The sequence below is a fragment of the Zavarzinia compransoris genome, assembly GCF_003173055.1.
GTDB classification, from domain to species: Bacteria; Pseudomonadota; Alphaproteobacteria; order Zavarziniales; family Zavarziniaceae; genus Zavarzinia; species Zavarzinia compransoris.
Window position 1 is genome coordinate 505,211 of record NZ_QGLF01000001.1, and the last position, 12,923, is coordinate 518,133.

The following is a 12,923-nucleotide window of genomic DNA, read 5'->3' on the forward strand; positions in this document are numbered from 1 at the left end:
GAGACGCATCATGGAAGATCCCATCGTCATCGTCGGTGCCGCGCGTACCCCCATGGGCGGGTTTCAGGGCGACCTGAAGGATTTCACCGCCGCGCAGCTGGGCGCGACCGCGATCCGCGCCGCCCTGTCGCGCGCCGGCCTCGCCCCCGAGGCGGTCGAGGAGACCGTGTTCGGCTGCGTGCTGCCGGCCGGCCAGGGCCAGGCGCCCGCCCGCCAGGCGGCGCTGGGCGCCGGCCTGCCGCTGGGCGCGGGGGCGACCACGGTCAACAAGATGTGCGGCTCGGGCATGAAGGCGGCCATGTTCGCCCATGACCTGATCCTGGCCGGCTCGGCCAAGGTGGCGGTCGCCGGCGGCATGGAAAGCATGACCAATGCGCCCTACCTGCTGGAGAAGGCGCGGGCCGGCTATCGCATGGGCCATGGCCGGATCATGGACCATATGTTCCTCGACGGCCTCGAAGACGCCTACGACAAGGGCCGCCTGATGGGCACCTTTGCCGAGGATTGCGCCCAGTCCTTCCAATTCAGCCGGGAAGAACAGGATGCCTATGCGATTCAATCCCTGACCAAGGCGCAGAAGGCGATCGCCGACGGCTCCTTCGCCGGGGAGATCGTCCCCGTCGCCCTGAAGAAGGGCGGCGAGGTCGCCAGCGACGAACAGCCGCCGAAGGCGAGGCTGGACAAGATCCCGACCCTGAAGCCGGCCTTCCGCGACGGCGGCACGGTGACCGCGGCCAATTCCTCCTCGATCTCGGACGGCGCCGCGGCGCTGGTCCTGATGAAGCGCTCGGAAGCGGAACAGCGCGGCCTGGCCCCGATCGCCGTGATCCGCGGCCACACCACCCATGCCGACAAGCCGAGCCTGTTCCCGACCGCGCCCATCGGCTCGATCGAGAAACTTTTCGCCAAGACCGGCTGGGCCCGGAACGACGTCGATCTCTTCGAGATCAACGAAGCCTTCGCCGTCGTGGCCATGGCGGCGATCCGCGAGCTTGGCCTCGACCCCGCGACGGTGAACATCCATGGCGGCGCCTGCGCGCTCGGCCATCCGATCGGCGCCTCGGGGGCGCGGATCCTGGTCACCCTGCTGGCGGCCTTGCAGAAATACGGCCTGAAGCGCGGTGTCGCCTCGCTCTGCATCGGCGGCGGCGAAGCGACCGCCATGGCGGTCGAACTGGTGCACTGACCATGAGCGATTTCGGCTTCACCGAAGAACAGGTCCAGATCCGCGACGCGGCGCGTGCCTTCGCCGCGGAACGCCTCGCGCCCTTCGCCGGCGACTGGGACCGCCGCCACGAATTCCCGGCGGAAGCGATCGCCGAGATGGGCGAGCTCGGCTTCTTCGGCATGGTGGTGCCGGAGGAATGGGGCGGCTCGGATACCGGCAATCTCGCCTATGCCATGGCGCTGGAAGAAATCGCCGCCGGCTGCGGCGCGCTGTCCACCATCATGAGCGTGCATAATTCCGTGGGCTGCCTGCCGATCCTGAAATTCGGCACCGAGGAGCAGAAGCGGCGCTACCTGCCCGACATGGCGGCGGGCAAGGCCATCGGCGCCTTCATGCTGACCGAGCCCCAGGCCGGCTCCGATGCCGCCGACCTGAAGACCCGGGCGGTGAAGGACGGCAACAGCCATTACGTCCTGAACGGCACCAAGCAGTTCATCACCTCGGGCAAGAATGCCAAGGTGGCGATCGTCTTCGCCGTCACCGACCCCGCCGCCGGCAAGAGGGGCATTTCCGCCTTCATCGTGCCGACGGATGCGCCGGGTTACCAGGTCGCCCGGGTCGAGGACAAGCTCGGCCAGCATGCCTCCGACACCTGCCAGATCGTCTTCGAGGACCTGCGCCTGCCGGCCGAAAACCTGCTGGGCAAGGAAGGGGAGGGCTATAAGATCGCCCTGTCCAACCTGGAAGGCGGGCGCATCGGCATTGCCTCCCAGTCGGTGGGCATGGCCCGCGCCGCCCTCGACTATGCCATCGCCTATGCGAAGGAGCGCGTCACCTTCGGCCAGCCGATCATGAACCACCAGGCGGTCGGTTTCCGCCTGGCCGACATGGCGACCCAGGTCGAGGCCGCGCGCCTCATGGTCCATCGCGCCGCCCGCCTGCGCGAGGCGGGCCTGCCCTGCCTGATCGAGGCGAGCCAGGCCAAGCTCTTCGCTTCCGAAATGGCGGAACGGGTGTGCTCGGTCGCGATCCAGACCCTGGGCGGCTACGGCTATCTGGCCGATTACCCGGTCGAGCGCATCTATCGCGATGTCCGCGTCTGCCAGATCTATGAAGGCACCTCGGACGTCCAGCGCATGGTGATCGCGCGCAGTCTCTAGCAGGGTGGGGGGATGACCCCGGCGCGGGCGGTGCTATTCTCGCCACCCGCCCATTCTGCCGGGAGCATCCGATGCCGGTGACCCTCTATCACAACCCGAAGTGCAGCACCTCGCGCAATACCCTGGCCCTGATCCGCGAGGCCGGGACCGAGCCGCGTGTGATCGAATACCTGAAGACGCCGCCGACCCGGGCCGAACTGGCCGCGCTTGCCGCCACCAAGGGCCTCAGCGCCCGGGACCTGCTGCGTGCCAAGGAACCGCTGGCGAAGGAACTGAACCTCGCCGGGGCATCCGATGCGGCGATCCTCGATGCCATCGCCGAGCATCCGATCCTGCTGAACCGGCCGATCGTCACCTCGGACAAGGGCGGCCGGGCCACCCGGCCCATTGAACTGGTGCACGAGCTGCTCTGATGCGCTTCATCGATCCGCGCGGCTTCACCGCCGATCGCGCCTGGGGTGCCCTCGACATCGCCCGCTTCGATGCCGCCACCGTGCGCCTGCATTGGACCGACCAGCCCTATGTCTGGCATGTGAACGACGGCGAGGAAGTCTTCGTCGTGCTGGACGGCATCATCGACATGCATTGGAAGGACGGGGCGGGCACTGCCCAGGTCACCCGCATGCGGGCGGGCGACATCGTCCATGCCGGCATCGGCGCGGAACATGTCGCCCATCCCCTCGGCCCGGCGCGCATCCTGGTGGTGGAGCGGCCGGGCTCGGTCTGAGATTACGGGCCGGTCTTCGGAATCAGGCCGTCCAGCCCCTTGCCGCCGCCAAGGCCGACTTCCGCCAGCAGGCTGTCCAGCAAGGGGGCCTGGGTCCGATAGCGAAGGGCGGCGGAAACCGCCCGGTCGGCCAGGTTGCCGTCCTCGGCCGCGGGCGCGGTGCCTTCCGCCCCGTCGCTCAGGCGCTGGACGCCGCCGAGGTCGACGATGCGGATCGAATCGATCTTTTCGACCGGCTTCACCATTTCCGCGATGATCTCGGGCAGTTTCTCGATCAGGCGCTGGCGGATTTCCAACTCGACGATCTTGTCGGTCAGGGTGTTGCGGGCGGCGTTCAGGGCCTGCTGGCCGGCGGCATCGACCTCGTAGGATTTGGCGCGGGCCTCCGCCTTGATCCGTTCCGCATCCGCCGCGGCCTGGGCTTCGATGCGCAGCGCCTCGGCCCTTTCGTCGGCGGCCTTGCGGTCGGCTTCGGCGCCCACGGTGACGGAGACCGCCTGCTTCTCCGCTTCCCGCCGGGCCTCGGTCAGTTCGACCTGGCGCTGGCGTTCCGCCTTTTCGAGGGCGCGGGCGGTTTCCACCTGTTCCGCCGCCCGCACTTCCTCGGCCTTGGCCAGGGCGGCCGCGGCTTCGGCGGCGGAGCGCGCCTTCGACTGTTCGGCCAGGGCGATCTCGGATTGCTGGCGGGTGATGGCGACGGTCTTGTCGGTCTCGATCCTCACCGTCTGGACCTGCTGGTCGGCCTCGATCCGGGCCCGCTCGGCCGAGGCTTCGGCGGCAATGCGGGCTTCCGACTGTTTGGCGACATCGACCTGGGATTTCTGGCGCTCGATCTCCAGGTCGCGGTCCTTGGCGATCTTCACCGTCTCGACCTTGCGCTGGGCATCGATGCGGGCGTTTTCCGCTTCCTGCTCGGCGGCGGCTTCCTTCTTGGCGATCTCGGTCGAGGCGGCGGCGCGCATGAAGGCGATCTCGCGCTGCTGGGCCAGGGCCGCATCCTCGCCCTGGCGCTCGAGGTCCAGTTTCTCGCGGGTGGCTTCCAGGTTCTTGCGCTTGATCGCCACTTCCGTGTCCTGCTCGACCACGAAACGCTCGCGGCGCTTCAACTCGGTCTTTTCCTTCAGCTTGGTCAGGCCCTCGGCGTCGAAGGCGTTTTCCGGGTTGAAGAAGCGCTGGTCGGTCTGGTCGAGGCCGGTGAGCGAGGCGGATTCGAGTTCGAGACCGTTCTTCGACAGATCCTCGGCCACCACGTTCTGCACCGACTGCACGAAATCGGCACGCTTCAGGTGCAGGTCTTCCAGGGTCATCTGGGCGGCGACGGCGCGCAGCGCATCGACGAACTTGCCCTCGACCAGTTCGCGCAGGGCGTCCGTATCGTTCGTGCGGGTGCCCAGGGTCTGGGCCGCCATGTGGATCGCGTCGGAGTCGCGCTTCACGCGGACGAAGAATTCGACGGTCACATCGGCGCGCAGCTTGTCGTTGGTGATCAGGGCCTCGTTCTCGGCCCGGCGCACCACCAGCTTCAGGGTCTTCAGGTTGACGCCGGTGATTTCATGGAACACCGGCAATACCAGGGCGCCGCCGTCGAGAATGACCTTGGAGCCGCCGAGGCCGGTGCGCACGAAGGCCATTTCCTTGGACGCCCGCCGGTACAGCCGGGCGAAGACCAGGCCGATGACGAACAGCAGGGCAAGGCCCAGCAACACCGGCGTCAGGATGACGAGCAATTGGTCGATCATGGTTTTCCCCCCAGGTCATCGACGTCGGGCAGGCGCGCGGCGGTGAACAATCCCCCCGCCCGCGCCAGAAGGACGATGCGCGTATTCGCCGGCAGGACGTCCCCCTCCGTCGCCGGGTGGACGCGCACGTAATGGATATGGCCGTGCTGGTCCTTGACCTTGGCCTCGGCCGGATTGCCGCTGCGGGCGGTGCCGCTGCCGATGGTCGCGATCCGGCCCACCAGGCTGTCGATGCTGACGGCCGCCGTCTCTTCCCGGGGCAGGATGCGGGCGATCCCGATCGACAGCCAGCGGGTGGCGAAGACGGTCGGCACCAGCACCGCCAGGGCGGCCGCCCAGGCCGGCAGGGGCCCGGCGACGGCGCCCGCCGCCGCTTGCAGGATCAGGCCGAAACTGGCGAAGGCGGCGCAGAATTCGGCCAGGAGGACGACCAGCGGCACCTTGCCGAGGCCGATCCAATCCAGCGCGCCGCCGCCGTCGATCTCGCCGTCGGCGTCGATCTCATGGTCGTGGCCGTGATCGCCCAGGCGATGGCCGGTCACCGTGCCCAGGACCTCGATCAGCAACAGCCCGAGCAGCAGGCCGATCGCCACGGCGAAGGGCTGGTTGGCGGGGGCGAGCAGGGTTTCCAGCATGGTGGCGCCTCACGATCCGGTCGCGGCGCGGAGCGGCAGCAATTCATGTAGCAGGCGGCGGCCGCTGCCGGCCCGGCGTTCCTCGGCGGCACTCGCTTCCCGCGCGGCGGCGATCAGGGACAGGCGGGCCGGTGCATCCGCCAGCCTGTCCGCCTCCGCCTCGATGAAGGCGAGGGCGAGGCGGCGGGCATCGGCGCCGGCGATGGCCGTGCGCAGCCGCGTCGCCGCATCCGGTGCCGGGCTGCTGTCCTCCCCGTCGCCGGGCAGGCGTCCCCACAGCCGGCGCAGCCAGCCCCGGCGGGCGGCTGGCGCTGTCAGCAGGGGCGCCATCGCCTGCGCCAGATCGCGGTCGGCGGTTTCCGCCTCCAGGCAAAGGGCGGCAAGGGCGTCCGACAGGCTGGCCGGCGATCGGGGGGCGGGGGCATTCACCATGGCCGGATAATGCCCCAGCCTTACGGTCAAGCCAACCTTGGGGCCGGCCTTAAATTGTGATCGGGTGCACGCTTCGGGTATTCAGGCATTCCGCAGGTACCAGACATAGTCGAGGGCGGAGACCTGGGCGTAGAAGCGGTCGAGTTCCGCCTTCTTGATCGCGGTGAAAACCTCGGCATAGCGGGCGCCCAGGTAATCGCGCATCAGGGTGGAACGCTCGAAGATCGCGATCGCATCGGCCCATTGGGTGGGCAGGCGCTCGGCGGTTTCGGCATAGCCGTCCTTCTCGACGATGGCGGGCGGGGTCAACTGCTCGGTCATGCCGTGATGGACCCCGGCCAGCACGGCGGCCAGCGCCAGATAGGGATTGGCATCGGCGCCGCAGACCCGGTGCTCGACATGGCGGCTGCTCGCCGGCCCGATCGGCACCCGCACCGAGACGGAACGATTGTTCACCCCCCAGCAGGGCGCGATCGGGGCATAGGAGCCCAGCCGGAAACGGCGATAGGAATTGGCGCCGGGCGCGAAGATCGCGGTCGCCTCGGGCATGGTGGCGATCAGGCCGGCGATGGCGTGACGCATGATCTCGGGCCCGGTCGGGTCCTCGCTGGCGAAGGCGTTGCGGCCCGCGGCATCGTTCATGGACAGGTGCAGATGCAGGCCCGAGCCGGTCCGCCCGGTGAAGGGCTTGGCCATGAAGGTGGCGATCAGATCGTGCTTCTGGGCGATGCCGCGCACCGTGCGCTTGAAGAAGATCGCTTCGTCGATGGCGTTCAGGGCATCGGGCTGGTGGCGCAGGGTGATCTCGAACTGGCCGGGGGCGAATTCGCTGATCGCGGTTTCCGCCGGCAGCTTCTGGACGGTGAAGGCGGCCTGGAGATCGGTCAGGAAGGCGCCGAATTCCTCCAGCGCGTTCAATTCATAGACCTGGGTGGTGACGAGGCGCTGGCCGGTCAGGGGCGACTTCGGCAGTTGCACCATGCCGTCCGCCCCGATGGCCGGATCGACCAGGTAGAACTCAAGCTCGGGCGCCACCACCGGGGTCAGGCCCAGGTCATTGTAACGCCCGACGACGCGGGCGAGCGCATGGCGGGGGTCGGCCTCTTCCGGCCGGCCGTCCAGGTGCCAGACCGACAGGATCACCTGGGCGGTCGGCGCCGGCAGCCAAGGGGCGCGGCGCAGCGTGCCCGGCACCGGGAAGGCCAGGCGGTCGGCGTCGCCTTCCTCCCAGACGAGGCCGGTCTCGTCGACATCGGCGCCGGTGACGTCGAGGCCGAGGATCGAACAGGGCAGGGGCCGGCCCTGGGTATAGACGGCGGCCAATTCGTGGGCGCGCACGGTCTTGCCCCGGGCAACGCCGCTGGTATCGGTCAGGACCAGTTGCACCGCCTCGATATCCGGGTTGGCGGCGAGAAAGGCGGCGGCTTCGGCGCCGTCGGTGGCGGCGGGGTGGCGGAAAGGCAAGGTCAGGCTCCGGCAATCAGGGCGTCGCAGGCGGCGGCGACGCAGGCGACCAGATGGTCCACATCTTCAGTGGTGGTCGCGGGGCAGGTCAGGGTCATGTTGTGGAAAGGCGCGATCAGCACGCCCCGGTTCATCAGGAACAGGTGGATCGCCGCTTCCAGGTCGCCGTGCATGGCGGCGGCGGCCTCCGTTCCGTTCCGCGGCGGCACCGGGCCGCAGACGAATTCCGCCCGCGCACCCACGGCGGAGACATGCCAGGGCAGCCCGCGCTCGGCGATCACCCGGCGGATGCCCGCCGCCAGCCGGCCCGACATGGCCAGCATGTGATCATAGGCGGCCGGCGTCATCACCTGTTCCAGGTTGGCGCGCAGCGCCCTCAGCGCCAGGGCATTGGCGGACAGGGTGGTGCCCATGCCGGAATGGCCGGGGCCGGTGCGGGCCCGGGCGGCCTTCATCGCCGCCTCGATCGCGGCGGTGAAACCCCAGACGGCGCAGGGGACGCCCCCCGCGATCGCCTTGCCGACGACGAAGAAATCGGGCGACAGGCCGTGCGCCCGCGTCCAGCCGCCCGGCCCGGTCGAGATCGTGTGGGTCTCGTCGATCAGCAGCAGGGTGCCGGTCGCCCGGCAGGCCGCCTGCACCCCTTCGATGAAGCCGGGATCGGGCAGCACCATGCCGATATTGGTCAGCGCCGGTTCGGTGATCACGCAGGCGACGTCGCGGGCGGCGAGCGCGGCCTCAAGGGCCGGCAGGTCGTTGAATTCGACCACGCTCGCCCCTTGCGTCAGGTCCGCGAACTGGCCGAGCAGGCCGGGGCGGTGAATGGGCTCGCCGTCGCGGAGGCGGACGAAAGTCTCGTCCACCGTGCCGTGATAGCAGCCGTTGAAGACCAGGATCTTCGGCCGCCCGGTGATCGCCCGGGCCCAGCGCAGCGCGAAGCGGTTGGCATCGGTCGCGGTCGCCGCCACCTGCCAGAAGGGCAGGCCGAAGCGTTCCGCCAGCAGGCGGCCGACCGCCGGCGCATCCTCGGTCGGCAGCATATAGGTCAGGCCGTGGCCGCCCTGTTCCGCCAGCACCGTCAGGATCGGGCCGGGGGAATGGCCGAACATGGCGCCGGTATCGCCCAGGCAGAAGTCGCGGTAGCGGTGGCCGTCCGCGTCGGTCAGGCTTGCGCCCTGCGCCTCGCGCACGAACAGGGGGAAGGGGGTGCCCCAGTCGGTCATCCAATGCAGGGGCACGCCATCGGGGAAATGGTGCTTCGCCTCGTCGCCCAGGCGCTGCGAGATCGGGTTGCCGGCGATGAAACGGGCTTTTTCCCGGGCCAGCATGGCCTCGATGCTGGCGGCCGCGATGCCGGCGACTGTCTTGTCCATGCCCTGACCCGAGTTTCACGCGCGAAGGCCGGATGATGCGGCGGATGCCCCGGCTTTCGCAAGGGGGCGTCAGGCGGGGCTGGCCTTCCGGCGGCGCAACTCGTGGACCAGGGCGCCCAGGATGGTCAGGGCGATCAGGATGAGCCCCAGGGCATTCACCGCCGGCGTCACCCCCGTCCGCACCTTCGAGGCGATATAGACCGTCAGCGTGGTATCGACCCCGCGCACGAACATGGTGGTGTTGTAATTCTCGAAACTTTGCAGGAAGGCGAGGAAGGCGGCGGCGATCAGGCTGGGCGCCAGATAGGGCAGGGTGATGCGGCGGAACACCGTCCCTTGCGTCGCGCCGAGATCGAGGGCCGCTTCCTCCAGCGTGCGGTCGAAACGCTCCAGCCGGGCGGCGACCATCAGCATGACATAGCCGGAGATGAAGCTCGCCTGGGCGATCACGGTCAGCAGCGGGCCGCCGCCGATGCCGAAACGCTCGCGCCAGAAGATCAGGGTCGAGATGCCGATGATCACCCCCGGGGTCAGCAGGGGCGAAACCATGACGCCATAGAGCACGGTGCGCGCCTTGCGGTGCACCGATTGCAGCAGGAGGGCGGCCGAAACCCCGGTCGGCACGGCAAGCACGACGACGCCGAGGCCGATCACGACGCTGGACCCCAGCGCTTCCCACATCTTGCCGTCGGCGAAGAGGGCATCGAACCATTTGGTGGTGAAGGCATTCCAGGGCGTGATGGTCGGAAAGCGGCTGTCGTTGAAGGTCGCCAGCCCCATGATCGCCAGCGGCAGGAACAGATAGAGCAGGAAGAGGACCAGATAGGCCCGCATCAGGGGCGAGGTGCGGCCGGTCATCGCGTCAACTCCCCGAGGCTGACGCGGAAGACCCGCATCATGGCGAAAATGAAGCCGACGCAGAGCAGCAGCAGGATGAAGGCATAGGCCGCGCCCTGGTTCCAGTTCCCGCCCTCGAAGAACCAGTTGTAGATGATCTCGGTGAACCAGCGGCTGTTGGGCGAGCCGAGCAGGGCCGGCACCGCATAGGAACCGGCGGCCAGCATGAAGACCATGATGCAGCCGGTGGCGATGCCGGGCTTGGCATGGGGGATGACGACGCGGCGGTGGATGCGGCCCCAGGAGGCGCCGAGGTCGCGGGCCGCCTCCACCTGCGCCGGGTCCAGGCTTTCGATCGCGTTGTAGAGCGGGAAGACCATGAACAGCAGATAGGCATAGACCATGCCGATCATGACCCCGCCGTTGCCGTCGAGAAAGCGCATCGGCTCGTCCAGGATGCCGAGCCAGACCAGCAGCGCGTTCAGCGGCCCGGCATAGGCCAGGACGATATACCAGGCGAATGTGCGCAGGATCTCGTTGATCCAGAAGGGGATGACCAGCACCAGCATCAGCCGGGCCGCCTTCGGCCCCTTCAGCTCATAGGCGAGGTGGAAGGCGATCGGGTAGCAGACGGCAAAGGTCAGCAGGGTGACGACGGCGGAGGCGACGATGGTCTTCACGAAAATGGCGAAATGGACGTCGTTGGCCCAAAGCGTCCGGTAGTTGCCCAGGGTATAGCCGTCCTTCGGGCCGCCCAACTCGCTCGGCAGCAGGTTGGGCCGGAACGAGAAATCGATCATCAGGAGCTGCGGCAGCACCACCTGGATGACGATCCAGAAGGCGACGATCAGCAGCATGGCAAGGCTCAGCGGCCAGCCGTGGCGGCGGAACAGCAGGGCCATGGCTCAAGCCTCCGCCGGCAGGATGGTGGCGTCGTCGGCGGCGAAGGAAACGGTGAACCCCTCGCCCGGTGCGACGGCCAGCGGCTGGCCGCCGTTCGGCACCTGCACGGTCAGGGGGCTGCCGTCGGCAAGCCGGGCGAAGACGAGGAGATGGGCGCCCTCGAAGGCGCTGTTCTCGATTGTCGCCTGCAGGCGGTTGCCCCGGCCGGCATCGCCGAGGCCGAGCCGCTCCGGCCGGACGAACAGGGCATGGCTGTCGCTGTCCGCGCCGTCGAAGCGGGCGGACAGGGGGCCGAAGGCGGTCTCGATCACGCCATAGCCGTTGCCGGCCTGGAGCAGGCGCCCCGGAATGCGGTTGGTCTCGCCGACGAAGCCGGCGACGAAGCCGGTGGCCGGCCGGTCGTAAAGCTCGGTCGGGCTCGCCACCTGCTCGATATGGCCGGCCCGCATCACCGCCACCCGGTCGGACATGGCCAGCGCCTCGCCCTGGTCGTGGGTGATGTAGATGAAGGTGACGCCGGTCCGCTTCTGGATCGCGCGGAGTTCCGCGCGCATGTGCTGGCGCAGCTTGAGGTCGAGGGCGGACAGCGGCTCGTCGAGCAGGAGGACGGCGGGTTCGACCGCCAGGGCGCGGGCGATCGCCACGCGCTGGCGCTGGCCGCCGGAGAGTTCGGAAACCTTCTTGTCGCCCTGGCCCGGCAGGGCGATCAGGTCCAGGAGTTCGTCGGCCCGGCGGCGCCGCGCCGCCTTGCCGAGGCCGCGCACCTCGAGGCCGAAGGCAATGTTCTCGGCCACCGACATCAGGGGAAACAGGGCGAGGTTCTGGAAGATCATCGCCGTCGGCCGCTTGTTCGGGCCGATGCCGCGCATGTCCTTGCCGCCGATCGAGATCCGCCCCGCGGTCGGCTCGGTGAAGCCGGAAACCAGGCGGAGCAGGGTGGTCTTGCCGCAGCCGGACGGGCCGAGAAAGGAAAAGAATTCGCCCGCCTCGATGGTCAGCGTCGCATCGTGGACCGCCGTGAAATCGCCGAAACGCTGGGTGACGTGATCGATCTCGACGGCGGCGGTCATGGGGCTCTCCGGTACCGGGATTGAAAGCCGGAAGACCCCGGCCGGGGCCGGGGTCTTCGCAGGTGTCGGAAGGATCAGGCGGCCAGGAAACGGTCCTGATATTCGTTCCGCTTGGCGACATACCAGGCGGCCTGGGCCGGCCACCACCACAGCTTGTCCAGCGCATCCTTCGGATAGGCGGCGGAGAAGAACGTGCTGGCGGAATCCGGCAGATGCTTCTCGGCGCCCTTGGCGACCGGGTTGAAGGCGAGCGGGGCGACATAATCGGCCGAATTCTTGGCCTCCAGGAACCAGTTCATCCAGGCATAGGCCTGCTCGACATTCTTCGCCTTGGAGGTCACGCAATAGCCTTCCAGCCAGGCGAAGGCGCCTTCCGCCGGGGCGAGATAGCCGACATCCTTGCCGTCCTTGATCAGGGCGGCGGCGGTCTCGTCCCAGTTCTGGCCGATGGTGCAGCCGTTCACCACATAGGCGGCGGTCGCCTCGTTGGCGTTGGACCAGAACTGGCCGACGTTCTTCTTGTGGGCGACGGCGAACTTCAGGATCTCGTCCCAGATGGCGGCCATCTTGGCCTCGTCGGCGAAGCCGTCGAGGAAGGGATGCGGCAGCTTGCCCTGGGCCTCCAGGTAGCGGCCGACGCCCGCAAGGCCGGAATGGCCGCGGATCGTGACCTTGCCGGCGTATTCTTCCTTCCAGAGGTCGCCCAGCGAGAAGCCGTAGTCGATCGGCGCCTTCTTCCTGTCGAAGAGGATGGCCTCGGTGCCCCAGTCGGCCGGGGACATGTAGCGGGCGCCGGTGCCGATGCCCGCCTTGCCGGCGGTGCCCGCGGCCGGGCCCGACAGCATGTTGTCCATCTTCAGCTTGGCTTCGTCCAGGGGCTGGACCAGTTCCAGCTCGACGTAATTGGCGACGCGGTCGACGGTCGGCATGATCACGTCGAAGCCTTCGCCGTTGGTCGCCTTCAGCTGGTTCAGCAACTCGTCGTTGGTGCCGTATTCGGTCAGCGCCACCTTGATGCCGGTGTCGGCCTCGAAGCGCTTCAGCAGGTCCGGCGTGAAATGCGACGACCACGCGAACACCCGCACCTCGCCCGAGGACGCGAGCGCGCGGCGGCTGGCGAAGGGGCCGGCGGCGGCGACGGTGCCCAGGGCCGCGGCCGAGGCCAACAGCGTCCGGCGGTTGAATTTTTTAGCCGCGATCAAGGTCTTGTCGGTCATTCGGGGACTCCTCCCAACCTGTTGGGCCATCGTGTGTTACAGACGCGATGCCGGACTTTAGGCTGTTACGGTGACCGCTCTGTGACAAGAAAATGATGTGATGCGCCGCGAAAAGGCGAGTATCGGGATACCTCAATTTCACGTCCGGCCGGGTAGTAATCGGCGGCGCGAATTGCCATTTTAAGGGGGTACGTCCCG

General features: G+C 68.4%; 13 protein-coding genes. 4 read left to right on the forward strand and 9 right to left on the reverse strand.

All coding sequences use genetic code 11. The features are described 5' to 3' along the window. The first annotated feature begins 10 nt into the window (after nucleotides 1-10). From DKG75_RS02515 to DKG75_RS02530, 4 genes are all read left to right on the forward strand, one after another. The gene (locus DKG75_RS02515; protein WP_109919496.1) at nucleotides 11-1,186 is read left to right on the forward strand and encodes an acetyl-CoA C-acyltransferase; all 1,176 of its coding nucleotides are present in this window, start codon (nucleotides 11-13) and stop codon (nucleotides 1,184-1,186) included. Nucleotides 1,187-1,188: 2 nt separating this feature from the next. Then, a complete protein-coding gene (locus DKG75_RS02520; RefSeq protein WP_109919497.1) occupies nucleotides 1,189-2,328 on the forward strand; it encodes an acyl-CoA dehydrogenase family protein in 1,140 nt (379 codons plus the stop codon). A gap of 71 nt (nucleotides 2,329-2,399) precedes the next feature. Further along, the gene (gene arsC, locus DKG75_RS02525) at nucleotides 2,400-2,741 is read left to right on the forward strand and encodes an arsenate reductase (glutaredoxin) (protein ID WP_109919498.1); all 342 of its coding nucleotides are present in this window, start codon (nucleotides 2,400-2,402) and stop codon (nucleotides 2,739-2,741) included. After that, nucleotides 2,741-3,055, forward strand: coding sequence for a cupin domain-containing protein (locus tag DKG75_RS02530; protein WP_109919499.1), 315 nt, complete (start codon nucleotides 2,741-2,743; stop codon nucleotides 3,053-3,055). The genes arsC and DKG75_RS02530 overlap by 1 nt, the downstream gene beginning before the upstream one ends. Nucleotides 3,056-3,057: 2 nt before the next feature. Here the strand turns inward: DKG75_RS02530 and DKG75_RS02535 are convergent, their stop codons facing one another. The 9 genes from DKG75_RS02535 to DKG75_RS02575 form a co-directional block, all read right to left on the reverse strand. Continuing rightward, the gene (locus tag DKG75_RS02535) at nucleotides 3,058-4,794 is read right to left on the reverse strand and encodes a flotillin family protein (RefSeq protein ID WP_109919500.1); all 1,737 of its coding nucleotides are present in this window, start codon (nucleotides 4,792-4,794) and stop codon (nucleotides 3,058-3,060) included. Beyond that, entirely contained in the window at nucleotides 4,791-5,429 is a 639-nt protein-coding gene (locus DKG75_RS02540; protein ID WP_109919501.1) for an OB-fold-containig protein, read from the reverse strand. Before DKG75_RS02540 ends, DKG75_RS02535 begins: the two co-directional genes overlap by 4 nt. 9 nt (nucleotides 5,430-5,438) lie before the next feature. After that, a complete protein-coding gene (locus tag DKG75_RS02545) occupies nucleotides 5,439-5,891 on the reverse strand; it encodes a hypothetical protein (RefSeq protein WP_133636862.1) in 453 nt (150 codons plus the stop codon). A gap of 51 nt (nucleotides 5,892-5,942) precedes the next feature. Then, entirely contained in the window at nucleotides 5,943-7,325 is a 1,383-nt protein-coding gene (locus DKG75_RS02550; RefSeq protein WP_109919503.1) for a glutamine synthetase family protein, read from the reverse strand. A gap of 2 nt (nucleotides 7,326-7,327) precedes the next feature. After that, complete coding sequence (locus tag DKG75_RS02555) at nucleotides 7,328-8,698, reverse strand: aspartate aminotransferase family protein (protein WP_109919504.1); 1,371 nt, start codon at nucleotides 8,696-8,698, stop codon at nucleotides 7,328-7,330. A gap of 69 nt (nucleotides 8,699-8,767) precedes the next feature. After that, the gene (locus tag DKG75_RS02560; RefSeq protein ID WP_109919505.1) at nucleotides 8,768-9,556 is read right to left on the reverse strand and encodes an ABC transporter permease; all 789 of its coding nucleotides are present in this window, start codon (nucleotides 9,554-9,556) and stop codon (nucleotides 8,768-8,770) included. Continuing rightward, nucleotides 9,553-10,437 (reverse strand): ABC transporter permease, encoded by an 885-nt coding sequence (locus tag DKG75_RS02565; protein ID WP_109919506.1) that lies wholly within the window; start codon nucleotides 10,435-10,437, stop codon nucleotides 9,553-9,555. Before DKG75_RS02565 ends, DKG75_RS02560 begins: the two co-directional genes overlap by 4 nt. A 3-nt stretch (nucleotides 10,438-10,440) precedes the next feature. Beyond that, complete coding sequence (locus DKG75_RS02570; protein ID WP_109919507.1) at nucleotides 10,441-11,508, reverse strand: ABC transporter ATP-binding protein; 1,068 nt, start codon at nucleotides 11,506-11,508, stop codon at nucleotides 10,441-10,443. 74 nt (nucleotides 11,509-11,582) lie between these two features. Continuing rightward, complete coding sequence (locus tag DKG75_RS02575) at nucleotides 11,583-12,725, reverse strand: extracellular solute-binding protein (RefSeq protein WP_243746488.1); 1,143 nt, start codon at nucleotides 12,723-12,725, stop codon at nucleotides 11,583-11,585. Nucleotides 12,726-12,923: the final 198 nt, after the last annotated feature.

Excerpts from the sequence above, each read along its gene's own strand:
- DKG75_RS02515 (WP_109919496.1), top strand. The coding sequence starts at position 11 with ATGGAAGATCCCATCGTCATCGTCGGTGCCGCGCGTACCCCCATGGGC.
- DKG75_RS02520 (WP_109919497.1), top strand. The coding sequence starts at position 1,189 with ATGAGCGATTTCGGCTTCACCGAAGAACAGGTCCAGATCCGCGACGCG.
- arsC (WP_109919498.1), top strand. The coding sequence starts at position 2,400 with ATGCCGGTGACCCTCTATCACAACCCGAAGTGCAGCACCTCGCGCAAT.
- DKG75_RS02530 (WP_109919499.1), top strand. The coding sequence starts at position 2,741 with ATGCGCTTCATCGATCCGCGCGGCTTCACCGCCGATCGCGCCTGGGGT.
- DKG75_RS02535 (WP_109919500.1), bottom strand. The coding sequence starts at position 4,794 with ATGATCGACCAATTGCTCGTCATCCTGACGCCGGTGTTGCTGGGCCTT.
- DKG75_RS02540 (WP_109919501.1), bottom strand. The coding sequence starts at position 5,429 with ATGCTGGAAACCCTGCTCGCCCCCGCCAACCAGCCCTTCGCCGTGGCG.
- DKG75_RS02555 (WP_109919504.1), bottom strand. The coding sequence starts at position 8,698 with ATGGACAAGACAGTCGCCGGCATCGCGGCCGCCAGCATCGAGGCCATG.
- DKG75_RS02560 (WP_109919505.1), bottom strand. The coding sequence starts at position 9,556 with ATGACCGGCCGCACCTCGCCCCTGATGCGGGCCTATCTGGTCCTCTTC.
- DKG75_RS02565 (WP_109919506.1), bottom strand. The coding sequence starts at position 10,437 with ATGGCCCTGCTGTTCCGCCGCCACGGCTGGCCGCTGAGCCTTGCCATG.
- DKG75_RS02570 (WP_109919507.1), bottom strand. The coding sequence starts at position 11,508 with ATGACCGCCGCCGTCGAGATCGATCACGTCACCCAGCGTTTCGGCGAT.
- DKG75_RS02575 (WP_243746488.1), bottom strand. The coding sequence starts at position 12,725 with ATGACCGACAAGACCTTGATCGCGGCTAAAAAATTCAACCGCCGGACG.